6 protein-coding genes are annotated in these 3931 nt (G+C 53.0%); all 6 read left to right on the top strand.

Annotated elements, in window-relative coordinates; all coding sequences use genetic code 11:
* Positions 1-976 (top strand): GMC family oxidoreductase N-terminal domain-containing protein (locus QI197_05790; protein ID MDK2372873.1); only part of this gene is annotated, 976 nt, incomplete at its 5' end.
* 297 nt (positions 977-1273) lie between these two features.
* Positions 1274-1435: a hypothetical protein gene (locus QI197_05785; protein ID MDK2372872.1), complete on the top strand. Its 162-nt coding sequence runs from the start codon at positions 1274-1276 to the stop codon at positions 1433-1435.
* Positions 1416-1718: a hypothetical protein gene (locus tag QI197_05780; protein MDK2372871.1), complete on the top strand. Its 303-nt coding sequence runs from the start codon at positions 1416-1418 to the stop codon at positions 1716-1718. Before QI197_05785 ends, QI197_05780 begins: the two co-directional genes overlap by 20 nt.
* A gap of 447 nt (positions 1719-2165) precedes the next feature.
* A complete protein-coding gene (locus QI197_05775) occupies positions 2166-2720 on the top strand; it encodes a phospholipase D family protein (protein MDK2372870.1) in 555 nt (184 codons plus the stop codon).
* 572 nt (positions 2721-3292) lie between these two features.
* Positions 3293-3661, top strand: a complete 369-nt coding sequence (locus QI197_05770; protein ID MDK2372869.1) for a HEPN domain-containing protein — start codon at positions 3293-3295, stop codon at positions 3659-3661.
* Positions 3631-3931: nucleotidyltransferase domain-containing protein (locus QI197_05765; GenBank protein MDK2372868.1), on the top strand; the 301-nt coding region annotated here is incomplete at its 3' end. The genes QI197_05770 and QI197_05765, both read left to right, overlap by 31 nt.

The following is a 3931-nucleotide window of genomic DNA, read 5'->3' as shown; positions in this document are numbered from 1 at the left end:
GGAGGGGGAGTTCAGCGAGGCGGAGCTTGAGTTGGGGATAACTCCCATGCCCCGGGAGATGATGGGAGATAGGACCCTCATCTTGGAGGAGGCAGCTAGTAGATTGGGGTACGAGGTGGAGCCCATGCCCAAGTTCGTCGACTTCGGGAGGTGCGAGGGCTGCGGCATGTGCGTCACTGGATGCGCCTACGGTGCCAAGTGGACGGCCCAGAACTATCTAGCGGAGGCTAGGAAGCTTGGAGCTCGAATATTGATGGAGAGCGAGGTTAGAGAGGTCCTCATTAGGAACGGAGAGGTGAGAGGGGTTGTCGTGAGGGATCGATCTGGACTGCGTGAGGAGGGTGCTGATCTGGTGGTGCTCGCAGCGGGGGGATTGGAAACCCCCAAGATACTCCTTAGATCAGGTATAGAGGCCGGAGATGGGTTGTTCGCTGACCTGTTCGTGAACACCTATGGGACGGTGAGGGGAGCTAGGTGGGGGGAGGAGATGGGTATGGCCACAGTGATCAGGCGAGAGGGGTACATTCTTTCCCCCATCCTTGATACTCAAATCCACATGCTCCTGTACCTGCCCCTCAGGAAGAAGCTCATGGCCTTCAGGAGAGGCAGCATCTTGGGAATGATAACTAAGATTGGGGATGATGCCTCGGGCATTGTCAGGGAGGAGGGGGTCGTGAAGCCCGTGACCCCTAATGACAGGGAGAAGCTGGATGAGGGAGTGAGGATATCCAAGGAGATCCTGCTGGAGGTGGGAGTTGAGAGCTCCTCGATATACACTACTGGCGTGAGAGGGGCGCACGTGGGTGGCACGGCCGCAATGGGCAAGGTGATAAACAGGGAGCACGAGACCGAGATAAGTGGATTATACGTGGGAGACGCGAGCGCCCTCCCGAGAGCACCTGGAGAACCGCCAGTCCTGACGATAGTCGCCCTAGCTAAGAGGCTCTCAAAGATAGTGTACGAGTCAGCAAGCTAACTGCATCTACACCAATCGATCTGGCCGGTTCCTTCCGCGCGCTTAGCCCGATGATGCCCTCTCTCCCATTCTATTTATTTCATCGAAATCAGATTTTGACGTATTTATGATCGCGATATGACCCGCTGACTTCGGCTATCATCTATTCTAGCATCTAACAGCATGGTAAACCTTAAGTAAGTAAACCATCAGATCTCGTAAACGGGAGGGAGATTGTAGATTACGTGGTGGCCACTAGGATCCCCGCAGGCTCAAGGAGCCCATGGATAAGCTAGGGGATCCAAACCTAGCCCCGTGATGAGGAGGGCGCTGGAAGAGGAGGTCAGGAGGAAGATCCTTGAAAAGCTGGAGAAAAGAGTTGAGAAGCTCAGGAAGAGGCCTCCAGAAATCAGCGATGATGAGGTAGCCGAGTTGATACGTGAGGACGGAGAGATAACTATTGAGGTTCCTGTTCGATGAGTCCTCCATCATCAATCCGATCAGGGGGGATCTGAGAGTACTGAGCGAGGGCTATACCCTGGATTTGGCCCTCTATGAGTCTCTAAATGCTCTATGGAAGGAGCATTCTCTCCTTAAAAGAATGAGCAGGGATCTGGCGCTGAATACATGGATATACTGCTCGGGGATATTCGAGGTGATCGAGGTCAGGACCATTGCCGGCCTAGAGAGGAGAGTATTGGAGAATGCCATTAGATGCGACTTGACAGTCTATAGGAATAATCCTACCTCACCTACGCCATAGAGAATGGCCTTGCAATGGTAACAGACGATGTGAAACTCGCGAAGAGGGTTAAAGGGAGCATCGAAGTCTTGTCAACTTCCGAGCTGTAGGGAGTTCCCGTAGATCCACGCTCCAGTGTAAGGTCCGGGGCATTTCAACAGGCCCTCGCACTGAGACCTCTAGCTAAGTCACTTGGGGATCAGCTCCCACCGGCTCGCACGGTCGAGGAGTTGACGAGGAATCGAACTTGGATCTAGGGGCATGATGCTCAATGGAGCTGGGAGGGTGCCATCGGGATATCGCTCACCCAAGGCGTGTACATGAGGAATCCCAATTGGCGGCCCTCGTGAGAGAAGTGTGCCGACCACCTTCACGGTTTGAATGTTCCTTGGGAATCGATGGGAGAGTACCCGGGGCATCCATTAGAAGTCCTCTTAAAGGGGTCAGGTCCATCTGGACGGTGATCCCATGAACAAGAGCAGGGGGTGGGTCCTCCCCCTCATCCTGCTGGCGGCAGGCGTGATGCTGGGATACTCTCTCAGGGCGAGTGAATCTGGCTACGGTTCGATCTCCTCCAGCGGGGATAAAATCATCGGTCCGTTCTTCTGCCCCGAGGATCGCTGCTCCAGTGTGGTGATTGACTGGATCTCAAGAGCAAACGAGAGCGTGGATCTAGCAATCTACTCCTTCACCTTGGACTCCGTAGGTGATGCCCTGGTGAGGGCCCACGAGAGGGGGGTCAAGGTCAGGGTCATAATGGAGAGGAACCAGTTAAACAGGTGGTCCGAGTACAACAGGCTGAGGGAAGCTGGGATAGAGGTGAAGCTCGATGGCAATCCTGCTTACATGCACAACAAGTTCATGGTCATCGACGGTAGGGTCGTTCTGACGGGCAGCTACAACTACACAAAGCAGGCTGATACTAGGAACGACGAGAACCTCCTAGTGGTAATTGGGGAGGACATCGCCGGGGCTTACGAGGCCGAGTTCAACGAGATGTGGTCCGGAGTATTCGGTGGCTAGCTTACCAGATCCCGCGCGGAGCCACGTGCCAGCCTGTGATCAGCCAACCCTCGAGCAGAGAAGCTTAGACCTCCTCGTCCGTCGGCCGCCTGAGAGAATTTGGAGGCGAGAGAGCGCTTGAGTTCTTCCGCATATGCTCAGATCTCAGCGTGAAGACAAGCTGTATGTCACTTGGGAGGAAGCCCACTGGAGGAGCTGGAGAATGAGGGCTCAATCGTTCCATCGGAGACCGCGAACTGGGATGCGAAGTTGGTGGAGATGAGGCTACGAGGCCCCCCAATTAGCGGGAAACCGATACCTATCCAAGTTGATTATGACTACCGAAAAGCGAGATGAATATCTTGTTCAGCAAACTTGGAGGAGAAGCGGTACCTCAGGTTAGCTTCCCCGGAAAGGCCGATTCCATCGGATTCCTCCAAGGGAGAGCCTACATCCAGTTTATGGTGGAGGGAGAAACTAGCCTAAGCTGGGATGGAGGCTCGAGCGAGAATCCGCCTTCATGCGACGATGATGGAATATTTAATATGCGAATAGGGTTCCCCTGTCGTGTGTCCTATGAGGAAGCTGAGCTGATGAAGAGGAGAGCTGAGGCCTTCCTGAGAAACGCTAAGAGATTAATTGAGGAGGGAGAGTGGGATCTAGCTGTTTTCAATTTACAGCAGTACTGTCAACTGATCCTGAAGTATGAGCTGCTGGTTAAGAGGGGGAGCTACCCCAGAGCTCATTCTCTGAGGTCCCTCATTCGTTCATTGGGTCAGCCCGATATATTGAAGCTCGTTGAGGATGAGGAACACCTCCACTATATAGCGAGATTAGAGGAGGCTTACATAGTCTCTAGGTATATCCCCTACTCCTATGAGGAGAAAGAGGGTACTGCTCTACAGATTTGTAACAGAGGTGTTCAAGCAGTATGTCGATCGATAATCCCCTCTACTACTTAAAGAAATACATGAAAGTGGCACGAAGGATAAGAGATATCGTGAGAGAGATAGATCCGGATGCAAGAGTTTACGTTTTCGGATCCGTTGTGAGAGGGAGGTTTACGGCCTCAAGCTATATTGACATATTGGTCGTAACCGAAAAGATAGAAAAGAAGTATGAGATTATGGTCAGGGTGTATAAAGCCACTGAGGCACCGATAGAGCTGCACGTAGTTACTCCAAAGGGCTTCTTGTGGTATAAGAGGTTCTCGGGTAACGAGATGGTGGAAG

Source organism: Thermoproteota archaeon (genome assembly GCA_030130125.1).
In the GTDB taxonomy this organism is placed as follows: domain Archaea; phylum Korarchaeota; class Korarchaeia; order Korarchaeales; family Korarchaeaceae; genus Korarchaeum.
The sequence above is the reverse complement of the archived record's forward strand: the minus strand, read 5'-3'. Positions and strand labels throughout refer to the sequence as shown.